The organism is Bradyrhizobium sp. BRP56 (genome assembly GCF_020194035.1).
Lineage (GTDB): Bacteria > Pseudomonadota > Alphaproteobacteria > Rhizobiales > Xanthobacteraceae > Bradyrhizobium > Bradyrhizobium australafricanum.
Genome location: NZ_JADYVV010000009.1, coordinates 116,471 through 137,203, shown reverse-complemented (window position 1 = coordinate 137,203; position 20,733 = coordinate 116,471). Strand labels below are relative to the sequence as shown.

Here is a 20,733-nt window from a genome sequence, read left to right as displayed (position 1 = left end):
TGAAGTACGACTCGCGACGTCTACCGATCCAGCACCGCGCGCGCGGTGGCCTCATCGGTGATGAGGCCGTTGACCACCCGGCCCGCCAATGCGGCCTTGATCGACGGCACCTTGGCGGCGCCGACGGCTGCCGCGATCGTGGTCGCTTCCGCGGGGATCTGCGGCGGGATGCTGGTCAGCCGCTTGTTGGTGCCGCCCTTGATCAGGCGGCCCTTGGCGTCATAGGCCCAGCCCGTCACCTCGCCGACCGCGCCGAGCCGCATCATCTCGAGCAGCTCCTCGCGGGTGACGAAGCCGTCGACATGGACCTGGGCCTTCTGGTCCATCTGGCCGATGCCGATCAGCCGCAGATCGGCCTTGGCGGCGACCGCCCTCACCCGCGCGATCGGGTCGATGCGAACCATGCGGTTGCGCTCGTCCTCGCTCGACATCAGGAACGGCAGCGGCATCGGGTAATGGCGCGCACCGGTGCGGTCGGCGAGCCGTCCCACCGTGTCGTAGAAGCTCGCCGAGCCGTCGGCGGAGATGTTGCCGACCAGCGAGACGATCTGGTGATCGGGCCGCTCGATCGGCGAGACCCGCTCGACCGCGGCGCGCACCGCGCGGCCGGTGCCGAGCGCCACGATCACGGGCGTCTCCGAGCGCAGCGTCGTCTCCAGCAGATTGGCGCTGCGCTCAGCGATTCCCGCATTCGACAGCGGCGCCGCCGGATCGGTCGGCACGACGTCGCAATGCACCAGATCAAACCGCGCCTTCAGCCGGGAGGCCAGCTCCATGCAGGCCGCGATGGGATGTTCGAGGCGAAACGTGATCAGCCGCTCCGCCAGGCACAGCGACACCAGGCGCTGCGCCGAGGCGCGCGACACCTGCAGCATTTTCGCAATCTCATCCTGGGTGTGGCCCGCTATGAAATACAGCCAGCCGGCGCGCGCCGCATCGTCGAGGCGAGACTTTTCGTTGTCGGGCGCAGCCATCGTCTTGCGTCAGCCTTCCATCCAGAAATCCGTCATCGCGGCGAAGATTCGATCCGCCCCCGCTTGCCGCAGCAGAGCACTGCCATCCGCCAACCGATAGTGGGCGCCGCCGACAAATCCCCACACTTTCATGCCCGCCGCCTTCGCGGCCATCACGCCGCTGACGCTGTCCTCGATCACGAGCGTGCGGCGCGGCGCGGCGCTCATGGCGCTTGCCGCATGCAGGAACAGATCCGGGGCCGGCTTGCCGCGCTTGACCATCTGCGCGGTGTAGAGCCGCGGCCCGAAGCTGGCAGCGAGGCCGGTCAGCTCCAGCGAGAACCTCACCCGCTCGAGATCGCTCGATGAGGCGACACAATATGGCAGCCGCAATTCCTCAAGCACCGCCGCGATGCCGGCGATCGGCTTCAGCCGGGAGCGGAAGGTCTCACGGACCTGCAGCGCGAGGTCAGGCAGAAACGTCTCGGGCAGCGGCTTTCCCACGCCCCGGCAGTAGTCGACCAGGGCCGCGGTGCTGCGGCCGAGAAAGAGCTCGAGCGCCCGCTCGGTGCTCATCCCGATGCCGGCCCGAACCATCGCCTCGGCAAGACAGCGGCAGCTCAATTCCTCGCTGTCGACGAGCACGCCGTCGCAGTCGAAGATGACGAGATCAGTCTCGGGAAGCCGCGGATCCATCCCGACATGAGATCATATGCTCACGTCATGAGCAATAGATCACAGTTTCCGCGCGGAATGCCGCGCCTCAAATGGTCGCGGTGCACCGCCAGGGATGCTGTGCGACAAGGCGAAATGCCGCATGACACACCTCTGATCGCGACCGTCGTCGCGGGCCTCGGCCTCGCTTTTGTCTTCGGAACCATCGCCCAGCGCTTTCGGGTTCCGCCACTGGTCGGTTATCTGCTCGCGGGCGTGGCCGTCGGTCCCTTCACGCCCGGCTTCGTTGCCGATCAGGCGCTGGCAACCGAGCTGGCGGAGCTCGGTATCATTCTCCTGATGTTCGGCGTCGGCCTGCATTTCTCGCTAAACGATCTGTTGTCGGTGCGGGCGATCGCGGTGCCCGGCGCGATTGCGCAGATTGCGGTCGCCACATTAATGGGCCTCGGCCTCGCGCTATTGATGGGCTGGACCGTCGGCGCGGGTCTGGTGTTCGGCCTCGCGCTGTCGGTCGCAAGTACCGTCGTGCTGTTGCGCGCGCTGCAGGAGCGCCGCCTGATGGACACCGAACGCGGCAAGATCGCGGTCGGCTGGCTGATCGTCGAAGACCTCGCCATGGTGCTGGCGCTGGTGCTGTTCCCGGCGGTGGCGAGCTTGCAGGGCGGCGATGGCGCGGCGCTCACCTCCGACCCGCTCGCCGCCCGTTTCGGTCTCGGGCTCACCGGCGTGCTGGTGCTGACGCTGATCAAGATCGCCGTGTTCATCGCGCTGATGCTGGTGGTCGGACGCCGGCTGATCCCGTGGGTCCTGCACTACATCGCGCATACCGGCTCGCGCGAGCTGTTCCGGCTGACCGTGCTCGCGATCGCGCTCTGCATCGCGTTCGGCGCGACCAAGCTGTTCGGCGTCTCGCTGGCGCTCGGCGCCTTCTTCGCCGGAATGATGCTGCGGGAATCGCCGCTCAGCCAGCGCGCGGCCCAGGAGACCTTGCCGCTGCGCGACGCGTTCGCGGTGCTGTTCTTCGTCTCCGTCGGCATGCTGTTCGACCCGATGAGCGTGGTCCGCGAGCCCTGGCCATTCGTCGCGACGCTGTTCGTCATCGTGGTCGGCAAGTCGATCGCCGCCCTTCTGATCGTCGTGCTGTTCCGTCATCCGATGGCAACCGCCCTGATGATCTCGGCGAGCCTCGCCCAGATCGGCGAATTCTCCTTCATCCTGGCCGAACTCGGCGTTGCGCTCAATCTGCTGCCGAAGGCCGGCCGCGACCTGATCCTGGCGGGCGCGATCTTCTCGATCATGCTCAACCCGCTGGTGTTCGCGGTGGTCGACTGGCTGACGTCGCGGCTCGAGAAGCCGCAGACCTCCTCGCCAACCGCCGCGGCCTCTGAACCAATCCCAGTCACCGAATTGCAGGATCACACCATCCTGGTCGGCTACGGCCGGGTCGGCAGCATCGTCGGCGATGCGCTGCATCAACGCAGCGCGCCGTTCCTCGCGGTCGAGGCGTCCGACGACATGGTTGCCAAGCTCAAGGAGCGCGGCATCGAAGCTCTGATGGGCAACGCCGCGCGCGCCAGCGTGCTGCGCGCGACCAATCCGGCCGGCGCGCGATCGCTGGTCATCGCCATTCCCGAAGCCTTCGAGGCCGGCCAGATCGTCGAGCAGGCGCGCGCCGCGAATACCGATATCCAGATCATCGCCCGTGCACATTCCGACGCCGAGGTCGATCATCTCAAGGCACTTGGCGCCGACATCGTGATCATGGGCGAGCGCGAGATCGCCCGCGGCATGATCGAGGAGCTCGACAGGGCGCGTCCGGCTGCTATGCGAACGGCCGAGCAGGATTCGGCAGCTTGAGATAGACTGCGCCCATCGTACCGATGCGCGCCGCGCGTCACGCGATGAGGGAGATCGAGCGATGGCCTTCAAGAGCCCGCACGTATCGCTGGTGTCGTTCTCGGTCGAGATCGGCGCCGCGGACACGACAAACGTCATGCAGATCGAGACCGACTTGCATCTGAACACCCGTCATCCGAGCTATGACGCGGCCGCCGTGGAGCGGCTGGTGCGTGACGCACAAGCCTATCTCGCCGGCAATGCCGGCCAAGTCACGCGGATCCGGCTGGTCTCCACCCGCGGCGGCCAGACCTGAAGCCTCATTATTTGAGCTCTTTGTTTGAGCGTGATCTCCGCGCAAACGCTTTGCGTCTGTCGCGCGGGAAAACCGGCTTCCACTTTTCCGGATCATGCGCTAGTGTGCTGAATGCGAAGTTCGTGCAACTTCGCGGCAGCCACTTTCACGAACTTCGCATTCATAAAGCACACTAGAATCATAAGTTCGCTAGTGTCCTTATCGAATCCGAAGTTCGCTCCGAAGGTGCGGCAAATGATGCGAACTTCGGATTCGGGACACTAGCCGCCAAGGAATGCCGGCGCCAGATCCTCCTGCACGATGATGTTGGCGGCTTCCGTCGTCAGTTCGCTGCCGACCAGGTCAAGATTCTTGGCGGCCTCGAACAGCATCGACCGGACGTCGTCCGGCGTCAGCACGCCCTTCGCGATCAGCTTGCGCACCAGCGCCTGCAGGATAAGAACGTCGATCTCGCCATGCGCCAGCGGCGTCGGCTTGTCCGTCATGATCGTCTCCCAGGCTGATCCCAAGGTTGAGTCCCAAGGCTGAGGTTCGTCGCAAGTGAGGCGCCTAGCGCGATGGTGACGCCATGTCCTTGTGCAATTGCTCGAACGCGCGGCGCAGGCCGTGCAGCTGATCGACCAGATGAAGGATGACGTCGATGCCCTCGTCATTGACGCCGAAGTCGCCCTTCAGGTCGCGGATCAGATGCGCGCGCGCCACGTCGGTGTCGGAGAAGCTGATCTCGCTGGCGGTCTCGTCCGGCACCAGCCATTGCTGCTTGATCCAGAACTCCAGGGTCTGCACCTCCAGACCCGCATCGATGAGGAACTGCTGCTTGTTCATGATGCACCATCCTCGCGCGGATCGAATGCCTTTCGATCCCAGTTCGACACAAACGCCTCGAGCTCGGGATCGGGTCCCTTGGGCAGGACCACCTTGAGCTTGACGAGCTCGTCGCCATGGCCTCCGCCGACGCGGGGCGCGCCTTTGCCGCGCAACCGCATGGTCGTGCCGGTGTTCGATCCCTTCGGAACCGTCATGGTCACGGCACCGGTCGGCGTCGGAACGCGGACTTTTCCGCCGAGCACCGCCTCGGACAGCGAGATCGGCAGTTCCAGCGTAATGTCGTCACCCTCGCGGGTGAAGCGCGGGTCGGGGCGAACTTCCACCTCGATCAGCGCATCGCCGGGACCGCCCTTGCCGCTGCCGGGCATGCCCTTGCCGCGTAGACGAATGATCTGGCCATCGACGAGCCCCGGCGGGATCGTCACGTCGAGCGTACCGCCGTCGGGAAGCGTCAGCCGCTTGCTCGCACCAGTGATCGATTCCGCGAAGTCGATCGCGAGAGCGTAATGCAGATCGCGGCCGCGCCGGTTGGCGCGCGCCTGCTCGCTGCGCCTGAGCAATTCGGCGAAGGCGTCGTCCTGGTCCATGTAGTCGGCATAGCCGGAGCTGTCGGCATAGGGATGCCCCGCATCCGCGGTGGCGAAATCCCGGTAGTAGCGATGCTGCGGCCGCTCGGCGCCATCGGCATCGATCTCGCCGGCGTCGAAGCGCTTGCGCTTCTCGGCATCAGAGAGCAGATCGTTCGCAGCAGCGACTTCCTTGAATTTGTCTTCGGCCGCCTTGTCGCCCGGATTGAGATCCGGATGCAGCTTCTTCGCCAGCTTGCGATAGGCCTTCTGGATATCGGCCGCAGACGCCGTCGGGGCAACGCCAAGGACCTCGTACGGATTTCTCACAACCTGCTCCGCAACACCGAGAGTTCACCTGCAATCATGAGGGCGCAAAAGCAGGCGATTTGCAAGTGCGCAGGCGCGGCGCCCGGAAGCGGCCGACGCAGCATGCGCTCACGTCACATGACAAGTTAGGATGTATGTCCGGGGTCCAGATAGTTCGGCATGTTCTTTTGCTGCTGCGGCGTCATCTTGGCGGTATCCGCCTTGCCGGGCACGCCCCTCGGACCGAGCAAAGCGCGCTGCATGTCGTCCTCGCTCAAGCGCGGCTTGCCATCGTCGAGCTGTCCATCGCCGCCATGACTCTGTGCCATGACCAACCTCCAGTGATGATCGCTTGCACAGGCGGAACAATACCGCGCTCCGCCGGAACGAGCCAGCGGAGCGCGGACGTGCCCTAGTGTTGCTCCTGCCGCTTCTCCTCCGCGGGATGACCTGCCGCAGGCGCAGCATGCGGAGCGGCGTGCGGCTCCGGCCGTGCCGCCGGCTGGGGATGGGCGGCCTGCGGCTGCGGATGCGGCTCTGGGCGCGCCATCGTCTCCGGGTGCGCTTGCGGCTTTGCTGCTGGCTCCGGTCGCGCTTCGGGCCTCGCTGGCTCGGGCCGCGCGACGGGCTTCGCGGCAGGCTCGGGACGCGGCTCTTCCTTGCGCACCTCTTCGGGCCGCTTCTCCTGCACGGCAGGCCGCGCCGCTTCTGCAGGATGCGGCTCAAGCTTCGGCTCGGCGGCAGGCGCTGCGCGCTTCTCTTCGACCGCGGGCCTGTTCGCTTCGGCGGGCGGATGCGCCGCAACGCCCTTCTCGGGAACCGGAAGCGCGTGGGATCCGGCAGGCGCCGGCGCAGCAGGATGCGGCTCGGCCTTTGTCTCGGGAGCAGGTGCGGCGCGCTTCTCCTCGGCCGCGGGCTTGTTCGCCTCGGCGGGCGGATGCGCCGCCGGAAGCTCCTTTCCCGGGACCGGGAGCGCATGGGAAGCAGCCGGCGCTGTTGCGGGTGCGGGTGCAACTCCCGAGTGCCCCGGCTCCCCGGCCGCCGGCCGTGCGGCGTTGGCCGGCACCGCCTCGCCAGCCGGCCGCGCGCGAACCACGCCCGGTCCCTTCAATTCGCCGGGACGCGCCGTTGCGGCGACTGCGGGCACGCCATTGTTGGTCCGCTTGAACAGGCTCGGATCCTGGCTTGCGGTCTCGACCTGCTTGCGTTGCAACGACGTCGCCGCGAAGTGCTGCTCCTTGGCGACCGCGCGCTCGGCCGGCGTCGGCCGCACCTCGATGCCGCCGCGGCCGCCATTGTAGCTGACGTTGTTGACGGTGGTCTGATTGATCGTGACGTTCTTCTCGTAGACGTTGGTGATCCGCGCACCCTGCAGATTGTTCACGGTGCGATTGTAGAAGAAGTTGCCGTGATCCCAGCGGCCGCCTTCATAGCCCGACCCGCCGTAGCCGAAGCCGTAATTGATGCCGCCATAGAAGCCGACGCGATCACCCCAATAGCCCTGATGGAAGATGAAGCCGCCACCGAACGCGCCCCAGTAGCCGGGCGTCCACAGCAGTCCGACCCGCGGCGGCTGCACCCAGGTGCCCGGCACCCAGTAGTAATCGCCGCGATCCTCGTCCCACGACCAATTGCCCGGCGACCACATATAGCCGGGACCAGGCACCGGCGGCTGATCGTAGGTCGGCAACGGCGGCGGCGCGGTCTCGACGGCAGAGACCGGCGCGCATGCCGCATCCTGCGCGATTGCGGGCACCGCAGTCGCATAGAACAGCGCCGTGGTAATCGCTGCACACGACACGGTCGAAAGGAGACGAGTTGTCATTGGGAGCCTCTTCGATGAGCACGTTCAACGTGAGACGGAACAAAAGTTCCGTGCGTCGGCAATGCACCGACACACTTCATCGCTAGCGCCTTGACCTTACACCAGCCTGAAACGCATCGACGCAAACGGAAACGCGCTCACGCGGCTATTCATGGTCGGTTCAGAGTGCGCCGTGATGCAACGTTGCACGATTCAGTGGAACATCGCGCGTTGCCTCTGCATCATCGATGCGAGCTACGCGAAACGCGACGCGATCGATTCCGATAACGTGTCCCGATCATGACCTGGGCCTTTGTACGATCACAGCGGTCCATGCTCATCCAACACTCGCTTCGCGAGCCCGGCGATCCATCGAACCGTAGTCAGCGCGATGCGTGCACCCGGCTTGCCGGCGCGGCCGTAGCAGTGCCTCCCGATGAGTGCCAGCGACGAACGTCAGCCCTCGCAACGGCTTAACCGCAGCATCCCAGCGAGCGCGCTGCGCGATTGACACTCCCCTGAAAGGACCACACGATGCGAGACGCGGCAGCCTTGGGCCCGCGGTTTTCCGCCGGCGCAATTGCACGGGGCTGTTGCATGATGGATGTCATCGTTCCGCCATCTGTCGCCGACGGAACTGCGTGGCATAATGGATCTCGACGAGCCTGCGTTGCCTTGAGGTGCCACGATGAACATAGAAAAATATACTGATCGCGTTCGCGGCTTCATTCAGTCGGCGCAATCGCTCGCGATGCGTGAGGGGCATCAGCAGTTCTCGACGCTGCACATCCTGAAGGTGCTGCTCGACGACAATGAGGGCCTCGCGGCCGGCCTGATCGACCGCGCCGGCGGCAACTCGCGCGCGATCCTCAAGGCGACCGAGGACGCGCTGGCGAAGGTACCGAAGGTCAGCGGCGCCGGCTCGGGACAGATTTACCTGGCGCCCGAGACCGCGCGCGCCTTCGCCGCGGCGGAACAGGCCGCTGACAAGGCCGGCGACAGCTTTGTCTCGGTCGAACGCCTGCTGCAGGCGCTCGCAGCCGACAAGGACAGCGAGGCCGGCAAGCTGCTCGCCAAGGGCGGCGTCAATCCGCAGAACCTGAATGCGGCCATCAACGCGCTGCGCAAGGGCCGCACCGCCGACAGCGCATCGGCCGAGAACGCCTATGACGCGCTGAAGAAATATGCCCGCGACCTCACCCAGGCCGCGCGCGACGGCAAGCTCGACCCGGTGATCGGCCGCGACGAGGAGATTCGCCGCACCATCCAGGTGCTGTCGCGGCGGACCAAGAACAATCCTGTCCTGATCGGCGAGCCCGGTGTCGGCAAGACCGCGATCGTCGAGGGCCTCGCGCTGCGCATCGTCAACGGCGACGTGCCGGAAAGCCTGCAGGACAAGGCGCTGCTCGCACTCGATCTCGGCGCGCTGATCGCCGGCGCAAAGTATCGCGGCGAGTTCGAGGAACGGCTCAAGGCGGTGCTGCAGGAAGTGACCTCGGCCGAAGGCGGCATCATCCTGTTCATCGACGAGATGCACACGCTGATCGGCGCCGGCAAGGGCGACGGTGCGATGGACGCATCCAACCTCCTGAAGCCCGCGCTCGCCCGCGGCGAGCTGCATTGCATCGGCGCCACCACGCTGGACGAATACCGCAAGCATGTCGAGAAGGATGCAGCGCTGGCGCGGCGCTTCCAGCCGGTGTTCGTCTCCGAGCCGACGGTCGAGGACACCATCTCGATCCTGCGCGGCTTGAAGGACAAATACGAGCAACATCACGGCGTGCGCATCGCGGATTCGGCGCTGGTCGCCGCTGCCACCCTGTCGAACCGCTACATCACCGACCGCTTCCTGCCCGACAAGGCGATCGACCTGATGGACGAGGCGGCCGCCCGGCTGAAGATGCAGGTCGATTCCAAGCCTGAAGAACTCGATTCGCTCGACCGCGAGATCATCCGGCTGAAGATCGAGCAGGAAGCGCTGAAGAAGGAGACCGATCTCGGCTCCAAGACCCGCCTGCAGACGCTCGAGAAGGATCTCACCGACCTGGAAAAGAAATCGGCGGATATGACTTCGAAATGGCGGTCGGAAAAGAGCAAGCTCTCCGATGCGCAGAAGATGAAGGGCGAACTCGAACAGTTGCGTACCGAGCTCGCCAACGCGCAGCGCAAGGGAGAATTCCAGAAGGCGGGCGAGCTCGCCTATGGCCGCATTCCCGAGCTCGAGAAGAAGCTCGCGGCGGTCGAGGCCAGCGAGACCGCGTCCGCGAGCGAAACCGTGACCGCCGACAATATCGCGCAGGTGGTGTCGCGCTGGACCGGCGTGCCGGTCGACAAGATGCTCGAGGGCGAGAAGGACAAGCTGCTGCGCATGGAGGAGATGCTCGGCAAGCGCGTCGTCGGCCAGGCCGAGGCGGTCCGCGCGGTGTCGACCGCGGTGCGCCGCGCCCGCGCCGGCTTGCAAGATCCCAACCGGCCGATCGGCTCGTTCATGTTCCTGGGTCCCACCGGCGTCGGCAAGACCGAGCTTGCGAAGGCACTTGCCGAATATTTGTTCGATGACGAGACCGCGATGATCCGCCTCGACATGTCCGAATACATGGAGAAGCATTCGGTCTCGCGGCTGATCGGCGCGCCTCCAGGTTATGTCGGCTATGACGAGGGCGGTGCCCTGACCGAAGCGGTGCGGCGGCGGCCTTATCAAGTAGTGCTGTTCGACGAGATCGAGAAGGCCCATCCCGACGTCTTCAATGTGCTGCTGCAGGTGCTCGACGACGGCCGCCTGACCGACGGCCAGGGCCGCACCGTCGACTTCCGCAACACGCTGATCATCATGACCTCGAACATCGGCGCCGAATATCTGGTCAACCAGCCGGAAGGCCAGAGCACGAGCGCGGTGCGCGAGCAGGTGATGAACATGGTACGGGCGCACTTCCGGCCCGAATTCCTCAACCGGATCGACGAGATCATCCTGTTTCACCGACTGCAGAAGAGCGACATGGGCCGCATCGTCGAGATCCAGTTCTCGCGGCTGCGCAAGCTGCTCGAGGATCGCAAGATCGAGCTGGAGCTCGATCCGAAGGCGCGCGACTGGCTCGCCGAGAAGGGGTGGGATCCGGCTTACGGCGCCCGCCCGCTGAAGCGGGTGATCCAGCGCAGCGTGCAGGATCCGCTGGCGGAGATGATCCTTTCCGGCGACGTGCGCGACGGCTCAGAGGTGAAGCTCTCGGCCACCAGGGCCGGCCTCACCTTCAACGGCAAGAAGCCGGAGAACGCGGCGGCGGACGAATTCGAACCGGTGTGAGACAGGCCGGATCGCCAGCGACGCGCTGTCATCGCCGCGTCGTCTGCCGGCATCATATGCAAGCCGAACATACAAGCTGACCTGCAACCAGGAGAGCGCCATGACGCAGCACAAGATCAAGGACAACATGGAGGTCATCGGCGCCGATGGTGTGCATGTCGGCACCGTCGATCACGTCGAGGGCAACCGCATCAAGCTCAAGAAGAGCGAGAGCGACGGCTTCCACAAGGGCCATCACCACTTCATCGAGCTCGGCTTCGTGGCGGGTGTCGAAGGCTCCAAGGTTCGGCTCTCGGCCAACGCCGCGATTGCGGTGACCCTCGAGGAAGAGAAGTCCGGCAAGCCCGTCGATTGAGGCAGGCACCTCTGCAAGAGCGTGAGCCATTCGAGCCCTTGTAAAGGCTCCACTGGCATGCTCCTCTGCCCCAGTCTGGACGCCGATCCGGCGTCCAGCGCCTGCCTTTTGTCCTCGTGGAAGTGCCGTTTAGTCAAGGAGACATGCGTGCCATCAGCCGTTCCGCAACCGGTCGCTGCGAAGCTGACGCGCGCGGCCATCTTCCTTGCGGTCACGCTCAAGCCCAATCCGGAATATGACGCGGTGGTGCGGTCGCTGTGCGCCGACCTGGGCGCGCTGCTGCGTGCGGTGGGCTTCCGCGATCTCGAGGGCCGGCTGTCATGCGTCATGGGCATCGGCTCCGACGCATGGGACAGGCTGTTCGGTGCGCCGAAGCCGAAAGGTCTGCATCCGTTCCGCGAGATCAATGGCGTCCACCACGCCGTCGCAACGCCGGGCGACCTGCTGTTTCACATCCGCGCCGTGCCGATGGATCTGTGCTTCGAGCTGGCGACCCAGATCATGACGCGGCTCGGCGATGCGGTTGCGACCTCCGACGAGGTGCACGGCTTCAAATATTTCGACGAACGCGACCTGCTCGGCTTCGTCGACGGCACGGAGAATCCGGAGGACCAGGCAGCCACCGACGCCACCATCATCGGCGACGAGGACGCGGCGTTCGCCGGCGGCAGCTATGTGATCGTGCAAAAATACCTGCACGACCTGAAGAAGTGGAACGAGCTGCCGGTCGAGATGCAGGAAAAGATCATCGGCCGAACCAAACTGTCCGACATCGAGCTCGACGACGCGGTGAAGCCGAGCTACGCGCACAACGCGCTGACCACGATCGTCGAGAATGGCGAGGAGCTCGATATCGTCCGCGACAACATGCCGTTCGGCAATATCAGCAAGGGCGAGTTCGGAACCTATTTCATCGGCTATGCCAAGTCCCCGCACCGGATCGAGCAGATGCTCGAGAACATGTTCGTCGGCAAGCCGCCGGGCAATTACGACCGCCTGCTCGACTTCAGCCGCGCCGTCACCGGCATGCTGTTCTTCGTCCCGTCGGCGACCTTCCTGGAGGACGTCGCGAGCGAAGCGCCGGTAGCTTCGCCCGCCGAGCCGTCGCTGGACGACGCCGGGGCCGACACACCTGCACCAGGAATACCGCCGTCCGACGGCTCGCTCGGGATCGGCTCACTGAAAGGAGAGGCTGGACATGAATAATCTTCATCGGGGACTCGCTCCCATCTCGGACGCGGCATGGGCCCAGATCGAAGAGGAGGCCTCGCGCACGTTGAAGCGCCATCTGGCGGCGCGCCGTGTCGTCGACGTCGACGGTCCGAAGGGAACGGATTTCTCCGCGGTCGGCACCGGTCATCTCAAGAAGATTGCGGCGCCGGGCGACGGGGTCGAGGCGACGCAGCGCGACGTCCGCGCGCTGGTCGAGCTGCGCGTGCCGTTCGAGCTCTCGCGCCAGGCGATCGACGATGTCGAGCGCGGCGCGAATGATTCCGACTGGGATCCGCTCAAGGATGCCGCGCGCAAGATCGCCTTCGCCGAGGATCGCGCGGTGTTCGACGGCTATGCGGCCGCCGGCATTGAGGGCATCCGTCAAGGCACCAGCAACCCGGTGCTGACGTTGCCGGCGAGCGTCAAGAACTATCCCGCCGTGGTCGCGCAGGCGGTCAGCCAGTTACGGCTTGCCGGCGTCAACGGTCCCTATACGCTGCTGCTCGGCACCGAGCCCTATACCGCGATCGGCGGGGCGACCGACGACGGCTATCCGGTGCTGCAGCACATTCAGCGCCTGATCGACGGCAAGATCATCTGGGCGCCCGCGATCGAGGGTGGTGTCCTGCTCACCACCCGCGGCGGCGATTTCCAGCTCTCGATCGGCCAGGACCTTTCGATCGGCTATCTCAGCCACTCGGCGAAATCGGTTCAGCTGTATTTCCAGGAGACCATCACCTTCCTGATGCTGACGAGCGAAGCGTCGGTGGTGCTTGCGCCGGAGGCGAAGAAACCCGCCTAGTCTTGCCGGCGTTGACCTATCCGGGAAGTCTCCGGCCGTTGCCGGAGCTTCCGCCAAACGTGAAACGGAGAGGAGGCGCGCAATGGACTACGATCTCTACATCAATCCGAAGAAGACATCGGTCGGTCTCTACGTCCGCAAGGGCGCGGGTCTTCCCGACCTCGCCGATGCCAAGGACTGGGTGTTCGACGGCACCTCGGCGCAGGCCAATCTGCCGCCGCAGCTCGTGAAGGAAATCGAGGCCAACGGCCACGCCTTTCGCGACATGGATTGAGCGCGTCTGCCGGCGTTATTTCTCGCCGACCTTCACCGGGGCGGTCTCGGGCATCAGGCTCATGGCCACGATGCCGACCGCCGCCGCGAGCAGAAGATACCAGGACGGCGCCAGCGGATCGCCTGACACGTGCAGCAGCCACGTGACCACGAGTTGCGCGGTGCCGCCGAACGTCGCGATGGCGACCGCGTAGATCGTGGCGAACACGCCGCCGCGAATGCTCTGCGGCAGCGCTTCGGTGAAGGCGGCATAGAACGCCGTGAACGGCAGCGATCCGATGAACGACAGGATGCCGAAGCCGAACAACAGCGACCACGCGCCGGGGTCCTGGACGATCCACAGGAAGGCCGGATAGGTCAGCACCAGCACGACCAGCTGCGGCCAGATCATGATCGGCTTGCGTCCGAGCCGGTCGGCAAGCCAGCCGCCCAGCACCGCGCCGATGATCTGCAGTCCGTTGCTGACCAGCGATACCGTGAACGCCAGAGACGGCGACACATGCAGCGTATTCTTGGCGTAGGTCGTCATGTATTGCGTCACATAAGTCGAGATCGTGCCGCTGGCCAGGATCATCACCGCCAGCACGATGACGCGAAGATGCCGCCGCGCCAGCGCGACATGGCTCGAGCGTTCGACCCGCCCACCGACGTGCTCGCCATGCGAGACCGTTTCCGGCAGCGTGCGGCGCATCCAGATGCCGAACGGCAGACAAACGGCCCCGAGCAGGAACGCGACGCGCCATCCATAGGCCTGCAGCATGTCGGGCGCCATCGTGCTGCTCAGGATGACACCGACAAGCGCGCCCACCGTCGCCGCGATCTCCTGGCTGGCAGGCTGCCAGGCGACCACGAGGCCGCGGTTCCTCGGGGCAGCGATCTCGATCAGATAGGCCGTGGTCGGTCCGACCTCGCCGCCCAGCGCAAATCCTTGCACCATCCGCGCCAGGATCACGGTGATCGGCGCCACAATGCCGATGGCGGCATAGGAAGGCGTCAGCGCGATGGTCAGGATCGCGCCGCCCATCAGCGCGAAACTCAGCAGCATCGCCGGCCGCCGTCCGACCCGGTCGGAGAAGATGCCGAGCACGATGCCGCCGATCGGCCGCGTCAGGAAACCGGCGCCGAAGGTCGCAAGCGACAGCATGAGGCTGCCGTATTCGCTGTGCGCGGGGAAGAAGGTGCGCCCGATCTCGGTCGCAAAGAAGCTGTAGGTGATGAAGTCGTAGAACTCCAGCATGTTGCCGATGGTCGCGGCAAAGGCTGCGCGCTTGACATCGAACTGTTCCCTGCTCGCAATCTCCGGCAACGCTCTCGGTTCCTTGTCTGCTGGTGCGAGCGGAGTATTATTCCTCAGACCATGTTAGGCAAGGCATGGCACATAGCGCGGTCTGCATGCGACGCAAGCGACAAGAGGAACAGATCCGATGCCAGCCGACAAACTCTTCATCAACGCCAGGTTCGGTGACGGCACCAGCCGCGATCTGCTGGTCCGTGGCGGCCGCATCGTTGCGATCGAGGCGAAAGGCGAACGCCCGAGCGGGGTCGAGATCGTCGATCTCCGCAATGCGCTGGTCGTGCCCGGCTTCGTCGAAGGCCACATCCATCTCGACACCAGTTTTTACGGCGATAGCTGGCGGCCGCACCGTCCCTGCACCAACGGATTCGACGTCCATGAGCGGGTGGCGTTTCAGGCCGAGAACCTTGCCGCCGCCGCGCCCATGGACGTGCGCGCGCGGAACCAGCTCGACCTCTGCATCGGCCATGGCACGACGCAGATGCGCAGCCACGTCATGGTCGACGGCTCTGTGGGGCTGAAGTCGCTGGAGACCATCCTCGGGGTTCGCGAGAAATACAGGGACTTGATCGATATCCAGCTCGTGGCGTTCCCGCAGAACGGGATCCTCACCAGCCCCGGCACGCCGCAACTGCTCGACGAGGCCGTCAAGCTCGGGGCCAATGCGGTCGGCGGGCTCGATCCCGCAAGCTTCGACCGGGATGTCGAGGGCCATCTCGATGTCGTGTTCGGCGTTGCGCAAAAGCACGGCGTCGATGTCGATATCCATCTTCATGACGGCGGCATGCTCGGTGCCTTCGAGGTCGAGCAGATCGCGGCGCGAACCCGCGCGCTCGGCATGGCGGGCCGCGTCACCGTCAGCCACGCTTACGGGCTCGGAGACATTCCCGCCGATGCGCTGAAGAAGACCGCCGACAGCCTGGCGCGCTCGGGCGTGGCGATCATGACGAATGCGCCGGGCAGCCGGCCGTTCCCGCCGGTCGCGCTGTTGCGGAAAGCCGGCGTCACGGTGTTCAGCGGCAACGACAACATCCGCGACTCCTGGTGGCCCTATGGCGACGGCGACATGCTGGGCCGTGCCATGATGATCGGATACCGCTCGGGCTTCTACACCGATGAGGAGCTCGCGATCGCGTTCGACATGATCACCGCGGCCGGCGCCAAGGCGCTCAGGCTCGAGGACTACGGCCTGCATGTGGGGGCCAAGGCCGATTTCGTGACCTTGAACGCCGTGCATATCCAGGAGGCCGTGGTGGCGCGGCCGTCCGGGCGTTCGGTCTACAAGGGCGGCGTGCTCACTGCGCGGGACAATCGCGTCGTCAAGGCCGCCGGCCGATCCTGAATCGGACGCCGCGCCCGGCAACGGCGCCTAGCGGACCGGAGGAATGATCGCGCGGAGGATGTCCGCCTTCCAGCGTTGCCGGGCGCCGTCGAAGGCCGCAAAATCGTGGTCGAACTGCCAGTAGGCCCACGCCCAGCCATTTCGTTCCGCGCGTCTCGCCATGAACGACAGATACGTCGCGCGGCTCTCCGCGGGCGCGCGTTCATAGACACCGAACTCGCCAAGATAGATCGGGCGCTGCTCCTTCTCGGACCAGGATCGGATCTTGTCGAAATCGGCCGAGGCCGTGGCCAAGTCTTCCGCAGAGCCCCAGCGCAACGGACCGATCTTCGAGAAGGTCGGCGACCACGGCGCGCCCTGATGGGTGAATTGCAGCGGCAGGTAATAGTGGAATGTGACGATCAGGTTTCGGTCGCCGGCCGGCAGCGCCAGCTGATCGATCGGCAACTCCTCGGTGTTCAGGATCGCGACCACGACATTGCGTTTCGGGTTGGTATCCCGGATGATGGCAAGACAATTGCCGAGCAGCGCATTCCATTCGGCCGAGGTCATGTTGCCGCCGGGCTCGTTCAGGATCTCGAACACCAGCGCCGGGTATTTCCCCGCATAGCGCGATGCGATCTGGCGCCAGAATGCCTTGAGCTTCACGCCGCATTCGGCCACGTCGCGTTGGCAGAGATCGGTGTCGTGCTCATCGAGGATCGGAACGAGCCTATTCTCCAGCACCTGCTCGATCACCGCATCGAGGCGCCGCAGGACGGCATCATAGAGGATGTTGCCGGACTCCATATGCCTGAAGCCGAAGAAGTTGATCCGGACATGGGAAAATCCGGCCCTGCGAATCGCGGCGAGGTTTTCCAGCCGGAACGGCGCGTTCCGGTAGCCTTCCCAGATGCCGTCATAGCCGAGAATATTGATGCCGCGCCCCAATGGCGCGGCGTCCGGCGATGCGCCCTGCCCCGCAGCATTCGCCGGCGCGATCAGCGGGAGAGCAAGTGCCGCCGCCAGCATGACGAAGGCTCTTAGCAGAAGCAATCGGAACGCGGTCATGGCTGCTCCAACTCGCGCGGCTCTACGCGCGATGACGGCACCGGCCGGCAGATGGCGAGGAAGAAGGCGATCAGCAGCACCGACGTGAACATCGTCGAGCGAAGGAAGACCGTCTCGGTGAAATTGGTCTGGCAGTTGAGGAAGACGAACCCGATGATCAACGCGCAGTGCAGACGGTCGATCGCCCGCGCTGCGATCAGGCAGAGCACCTTGTAGGAAAACAGGAACACGCTCGCCGTGAACAGGAAATAGCCGAGGAACCCGGTCTCGACCAGAATGGCGACATAGCCGCTGTGATAATTGTCGAGCACCCAGCCGTGGTTCTGGTTGAAATAGTCGTAGATCGCCGGATTGGTCCAGAATCCGTTGATGCCGAATCCGAACAGCGGCGCGTCATCGAAATGGCTGATGGCGTACTGCCAGATGAAGGTTCGCTCGGTGAAGTCGATCGTCGTGTCGAAGGCATGAATCGAATCGTATCCGGTCGTGTAGAAATACAGGATCAATAGCGCGGCCGCGACGCACATGACACATGGCAGGATCGCGTAGACCTGCATGCACCGGACCGACCACAGGGAGGTGAGCAGCAGCGCGCAGGCAGCCAGCGACAGGGCGCCGGCGCCGCGCGACTCCGACAGCATGACGCAGGTGGAGGCCAGCACGAACGTCACGAGGAACGGCAGCCATCGTTGTCCCGCTATCTTTCGATAGCAGGCGAAGAACATGAGATAGGCGCCGGCGAAGCCGAGGGTTTGCTTCGACTCGAAGACCCCCTGCCACTGCCCCTTGTGCATCCAGGTCTGATCGATCCCGATGTCCGGGAGGACGACCGCACAAAGCGCAGAGGCCGCGATCAGCACGAACAGGCCGCGAGTGGCCGATGTCACGATGTCGTCGATATCGACGCGGGTGATCATGCAGAACGCGCCAAGCGTCGTGATTGCGAGCGCCGCGGCCTTCATCAGGGCCGCCATGCCGAGGTTGGTCCACAGCACGGAAACAGTGGCGAACGCATAGAACGCGACGATCACGAGCGTGTCGAGATTGAGGGCCAGCCGCAGGCAGGGACGGATGAACAGGCTTGCGTAAATCAGGACGCCCCACATCAACAGGGCGACGGCCTGCTGCACCAGGGTCAACTCGGTCGGAAGCAGCGCGGCGTGGAAGGTCCCCATCGACATGATCACATTGATGGTGATCGACCAACCGACGACGGTCCTGGCGAAATTCTCCGCCCCGACGCCGGGTGCCTGCCAGATCGAACTGTCGATCGCACGTCCGTCCATTCGGTTGTACCCCCCTCATGGAATGAGCTTGCTGCTCCGGTGGATCGGAGCAGCACATTGCACTCGCGAGAGGCGTCAGTCCTTCGTTGAGGAGGATCGGGTGCGGTTGAACAGCAGATAGAGCGCGTGCGGATTGGTCGTCAGGTAGCGCCAGAACAGCCGCCGCGGCTCGAGCCACAGGCGCCAGGCCCATTCGAGGCCGACGATCTGCATCCATCTCGGCGCACGCGGCCGCGAGCCGGACAGGAAGTTGAACAGCCCGCCCGAGGTCTTGATGACGCCGACATTGCCGAGCCGGGGCATGAATTCGTCGACGAAAGCCTGCTCATAGGGCACGCCGAGCGCGACCCAGAGAAAATCCGGCGCCAGAGCGTTGATCTCGTCGACCTTGGCCCGCAGCGCGTCACCGCGCAGATAGCCGTGCGAATGGCCGACGATCTTGAGCGCCGGATAGGCCCGGCGGACATTGGCGATGGCAGCCTTGTTCTCGGTCTCGTTGGCGCCGAACAGATAGAAAGTCAGCCCGAGTTCTTCCGCCTTGCGCGCGACGTCGTGAAACAGGTCCGTGGTCGCGACGCGCTCGGGAAGCGGATTCGGCGACCGAAGCTTGGACACCATGACCAGCGGTTGCCCGTCGGCGTTGATAAGGTCGGCGGTACGGAACAGCCGGTCCGTCATCGGCTCGGTCGAGCAGCGCGACAGCACCTCGCCGTTGGCGGAGGTCAGATACAGCGGACGATTGACACGCCGGTTCGGATGCACCGCCTCGACCATGAACTCGGCGGTCTGCTCGCGATCGAGCACGGCGAGCCGCAGTCCACCGATGGTTGCCCGGGGAACACCGGCAGTCGCAGCCCTGCCGACAGGATTGATACGCCGCTCCGGCGCACCGTGTGGCAATGATCCGATCTGCGCCGGCGCCGAGGACATCCGCTCGGCCCGCGACGTGTCGCAAATCCGGACAGGCGGAGCAGCGATGTCCGAATTGAGACGCCGAGGCGGCTTGCGGTCGGCCTGCGGGGACGAAATTGCGTAGGAAGCGCGGGTTTTTTGGCTGTGACTCAGCATTTCGGCGGGACTCCAGGACTTGCGAGCCCTTAACTGCAATATCCGGTCCAGACCGCGTGCGATATCTCACCACGGCGCGATTGAACGCATCCTTAAAGGATTGTTAACGATGCTGATCCTTCGGACGCGGCCACGTTGAGATGACGGCCGATCGCAGTCGATGCGATGAAGGCAATGGCTCGACCCAGCAACAATGTGCAAAGGTCGAGGCATTACATTAATACAAATCGTATTCTGCCGCTGCCCGAGCCGATCGACCTTTGCTATAAGGGCGGCGTGCCGGATACAATCGGCGCTTTGAAACTGTCGTTTTGTTTGGTCTCACATGAATAAGAATGATGACGCGTTCGATGTCAGCATCGACGACGCATTCGACTTCTTGTCTGAAGAGTACGTGAAGTTATTTGAAGGCTCGGACGCGACCGCCTTCCAGCATCCGATATGGCTGGACAGCCTTTATCGCAAGCTCGCTCCCGCAGCGTCGGCCAAGCCGCTGGTCGTCGCCGTCCGCCATCGTGCGAACAAGTCGCTTGCGGCCGTGCTGCCGATGCTGCGCGTGCGGCGCGGCCCGATGCGCACCATCGAATTCGCCGATCTCCGCGTGTCCGACTATCTGTCGCCGGTGTGCAGCATCGCGACATTCACTGACCTGCTGCAAGACCGGGGTGCCTGCGAAAGGCTTCGACAGTTGCTGCGACCGTTCGACCTGCTGCGCATACCCAAGCTGCTCGATGCGAGGATGCCGATCGAGAATCTGCTGGGAGCGCCCCATCGCAGCCTGATGGATACCAATGCTTACGCGACGGTCCTGGTTGCACCGTTCGAGCAGTGGCAGATCAATGCAATGGGAAAGTCGTACCAGAAGGAGCTGGCAAAGAAATGGCGCCAGATCCACAAGAAGGGCACGCTCACCTTCTCATGCTGCGACGATAGCGCTTCCGTCGGCGAAGCCATGGAGACGATGAGAAAGTTTCGCGGTCCGCGGTTTCACGAACAGGGTGATGGCGACCTGTTGCAGCGACCGGAGTATTTCGATTTCTACTCGAGCGTGGCGCTTCGCGGCATGGGCTCGTTTACCCGGCTCTACGCCATGAAGATGGACGGCAAAGTCATCGCGGCGGCCCTTGGGCTGGTTCACCGTGACAGCCTCCTTGTCGTCATGACGGCGTTCGATGTCGAGGGGTACAAGAGCCAATCGATCGGCGCGCTGACATTCGAGAGCGTCGCCAGGGATTGCATCGAGCGCGGCGGTCGGGTGCTGGACTTCACCATCGGTGACGAACCCTACAAGACGTACTTCGGCGGTCAGCCGACGCCGATGTCGGCCGTGACGCGGGCCGGGAGCGCGGCCGGCTCGCTCGCGCTGTTTGCCTTGAAGCAGGCGCCCTGGATCAAGCAGGCCGCCAAGCGTGTGACCGATTTCAGGCCGGTCCGCACCTCGACCGGCACGCGCTAGCGCCGCC

The 20,733-nt window shown here is 64.7% G+C and carries 20 protein-coding genes; 9 read left to right on the top strand and 11 right to left on the bottom strand.

Annotated elements, in window-relative coordinates:
- Positions 1 to 20: 20 nt before the first annotated feature.
- Positions 21 to 974 (bottom strand): sugar-binding domain-containing protein, encoded by a 954-nt coding sequence (locus I6F38_RS09225; protein WP_057019228.1) that lies wholly within the window; start codon positions 972 to 974, stop codon positions 21 to 23.
- 9 nt (positions 975 to 983) lie between these two features.
- The gene (locus I6F38_RS09220) at positions 984 to 1,649 is read right to left on the bottom strand and encodes an HAD family hydrolase (RefSeq protein ID WP_225160100.1); all 666 of its coding nucleotides are present in this window, start codon (positions 1,647 to 1,649) and stop codon (positions 984 to 986) included.
- Between the two features lie 114 nt (positions 1,650 to 1,763).
- On the opposite strand from I6F38_RS09220, the gene ybaL reads away from it, so the two are divergent.
- Both ybaL and I6F38_RS09210 read left to right on the top strand, forming a co-directional pair.
- Positions 1,764 to 3,485, top strand: a complete 1,722-nt coding sequence (gene ybaL, locus I6F38_RS09215) for a YbaL family putative K(+) efflux transporter (protein ID WP_225160099.1) — start codon at positions 1,764 to 1,766, stop codon at positions 3,483 to 3,485.
- A 61-nt stretch (positions 3,486 to 3,546) separates the two neighbouring features.
- Positions 3,547 to 3,780, top strand: coding sequence for a hypothetical protein (locus I6F38_RS09210; protein ID WP_028343292.1), 234 nt, complete (start codon positions 3,547 to 3,549; stop codon positions 3,778 to 3,780).
- Positions 3,781 to 4,040: 260 nt separating this feature from the next.
- On the opposite strand, the gene I6F38_RS09205 is transcribed toward I6F38_RS09210, so the two are convergent.
- The 5 genes from I6F38_RS09205 to I6F38_RS09185 form a co-directional block, all read right to left on the bottom strand.
- Positions 4,041 to 4,265, bottom strand: coding sequence for a hypothetical protein (locus I6F38_RS09205; RefSeq protein ID WP_016843345.1), 225 nt, complete (start codon positions 4,263 to 4,265; stop codon positions 4,041 to 4,043).
- Between the two features lie 64 nt (positions 4,266 to 4,329).
- Positions 4,330 to 4,605: a chaperone modulator CbpM gene (locus I6F38_RS09200; RefSeq protein ID WP_225160098.1), complete on the bottom strand. Its 276-nt coding sequence runs from the start codon at positions 4,603 to 4,605 to the stop codon at positions 4,330 to 4,332.
- On the bottom strand, positions 4,602 to 5,504 hold the full coding sequence (locus I6F38_RS09195) for a J domain-containing protein (protein WP_212056530.1): 903 nt from the start codon (positions 5,502 to 5,504) through the stop codon (positions 4,602 to 4,604). The genes I6F38_RS09200 and I6F38_RS09195 overlap by 4 nt, the downstream gene beginning before the upstream one ends.
- A 125-nt stretch (positions 5,505 to 5,629) precedes the next feature.
- Positions 5,630 to 5,812: a hypothetical protein gene (locus I6F38_RS09190; protein ID WP_028343296.1), complete on the bottom strand. Its 183-nt coding sequence runs from the start codon at positions 5,810 to 5,812 to the stop codon at positions 5,630 to 5,632.
- 83 nt (positions 5,813 to 5,895) lie between these two features.
- Entirely contained in the window at positions 5,896 to 7,308 is a 1,413-nt protein-coding gene (locus I6F38_RS09185; protein ID WP_225160097.1) for a hypothetical protein, read from the bottom strand.
- A gap of 667 nt (positions 7,309 to 7,975) precedes the next feature.
- Here I6F38_RS09185 and clpB point away from each other — a divergent pair.
- The 5 genes from clpB (at position 7,976) to I6F38_RS09160 (ending at position 13,231) form a co-directional block, all read left to right on the top strand.
- On the top strand, positions 7,976 to 10,588 hold the full coding sequence (clpB, locus tag I6F38_RS09180) for an ATP-dependent chaperone ClpB (RefSeq protein WP_225160096.1): 2,613 nt from the start codon (positions 7,976 to 7,978) through the stop codon (positions 10,586 to 10,588).
- Positions 10,589 to 10,688: 100 nt separating this feature from the next.
- Complete coding sequence (locus I6F38_RS09175; RefSeq protein WP_057019219.1) at positions 10,689 to 10,943, top strand: DUF2171 domain-containing protein; 255 nt, start codon at positions 10,689 to 10,691, stop codon at positions 10,941 to 10,943.
- Positions 10,944 to 11,090: 147 nt separating this feature from the next.
- Complete coding sequence (locus tag I6F38_RS09170; protein WP_225160095.1) at positions 11,091 to 12,149, top strand: Dyp-type peroxidase; 1,059 nt, start codon at positions 11,091 to 11,093, stop codon at positions 12,147 to 12,149.
- A complete protein-coding gene (locus I6F38_RS09165) occupies positions 12,142 to 12,957 on the top strand; it encodes a family 1 encapsulin nanocompartment shell protein (RefSeq protein ID WP_225160094.1) in 816 nt (271 codons plus the stop codon). Before I6F38_RS09170 ends, I6F38_RS09165 begins: the two co-directional genes overlap by 8 nt.
- An 82-nt stretch (positions 12,958 to 13,039) precedes the next feature.
- A complete protein-coding gene (locus I6F38_RS09160; RefSeq protein ID WP_028334885.1) occupies positions 13,040 to 13,231 on the top strand; it encodes a hypothetical protein in 192 nt (63 codons plus the stop codon).
- Positions 13,232 to 13,246: 15 nt separating this feature from the next.
- Here I6F38_RS09160 and I6F38_RS09155 read toward each other — a convergent pair whose 3' ends face one another.
- Positions 13,247 to 14,536: an MFS transporter gene (locus I6F38_RS09155; protein WP_225160093.1), complete on the bottom strand. Its 1,290-nt coding sequence runs from the start codon at positions 14,534 to 14,536 to the stop codon at positions 13,247 to 13,249.
- Positions 14,537 to 14,654: 118 nt separating this feature from the next.
- On the opposite strand from I6F38_RS09155, the gene I6F38_RS09150 reads away from it, so the two are divergent.
- Entirely contained in the window at positions 14,655 to 15,866 is a 1,212-nt protein-coding gene (locus tag I6F38_RS09150; protein ID WP_225160092.1) for an amidohydrolase family protein, read from the top strand.
- Positions 15,867 to 15,893: 27 nt separating this feature from the next.
- Here I6F38_RS09150 and I6F38_RS09145 read toward each other — a convergent pair whose 3' ends face one another.
- From I6F38_RS09145 to I6F38_RS09135, 3 genes are all read right to left on the bottom strand, one after another.
- Entirely contained in the window at positions 15,894 to 16,916 is a 1,023-nt protein-coding gene (locus I6F38_RS09145) for a cellulase family glycosylhydrolase (RefSeq protein ID WP_225160091.1), read from the bottom strand.
- A complete protein-coding gene (locus I6F38_RS09140; RefSeq protein WP_225160090.1) occupies positions 16,913 to 18,202 on the bottom strand; it encodes an O-antigen ligase family protein in 1,290 nt (429 codons plus the stop codon). Before I6F38_RS09140 ends, I6F38_RS09145 begins: the two co-directional genes overlap by 4 nt.
- A gap of 75 nt (positions 18,203 to 18,277) precedes the next feature.
- Positions 18,278 to 19,132 (bottom strand): WecB/TagA/CpsF family glycosyltransferase, encoded by an 855-nt coding sequence (locus I6F38_RS09135; RefSeq protein ID WP_225160089.1) that lies wholly within the window; start codon positions 19,130 to 19,132, stop codon positions 18,278 to 18,280.
- A 532-nt stretch (positions 19,133 to 19,664) separates the two neighbouring features.
- Here I6F38_RS09135 and I6F38_RS09130 point away from each other — a divergent pair.
- Positions 19,665 to 20,726 (top strand): GNAT family N-acetyltransferase, encoded by a 1,062-nt coding sequence (locus tag I6F38_RS09130; protein ID WP_225160088.1) that lies wholly within the window; start codon positions 19,665 to 19,667, stop codon positions 20,724 to 20,726.
- The last annotated feature ends 7 nt before the right edge of the window (positions 20,727 to 20,733 follow it).